The sequence below is a fragment of the Blautia wexlerae genome, assembly GCF_013300825.1.
Classification (GTDB): domain Bacteria; phylum Bacillota; class Clostridia; order Lachnospirales; family Lachnospiraceae; genus Blautia_A; species Blautia_A wexlerae_B.
In genome coordinates this window covers 1-327 of the sequence record NZ_JAAIMY010000118.1, presented here as the reverse complement: position 1 = coordinate 327, position 327 = coordinate 1, and the positions used below count along the sequence as shown (strand labels likewise).

Annotated in this window: 1 rRNA gene; it reads right to left on the bottom strand. The window is 50.2% G+C overall.

What is annotated here, in order from left to right:
- Positions 1-273 (bottom strand): 23S ribosomal RNA (locus G4417_RS16690); the annotation flags it as partial.
- Positions 274-327: the final 54 nt, after the last annotated feature.

The following is a 327-nucleotide window of genomic DNA, read 5'->3' as shown; positions in this document are numbered from 1 at the left end:
GGTTTAGGCTCCTCCGCGTTCGCTCGCCGCTACTTACGGAATCGAGTTTTCTTTCTTTTCCTCCGGGTACTTAGATGTTTCAGTTCCCCGGGTTCCCTTCCTACAGTTATGTATTGGCTGTAGGATACATGAGGTTTGCTCATGTGGGTTTCCCCATTCAGACATCTCCGGATCACGGGATATTTGCTCCTCCCCGAAGCTTATCGCAGCTTATCACGTCTTTCATCGGCTCTTAGTGCCAAGGCATCCGCCCTGTGCCCTTATTGCTTGACCTTTCGCTTCATCACCCTAGCGTAGGTGATGCGGTCGTTTGATTCTCATTGTTTT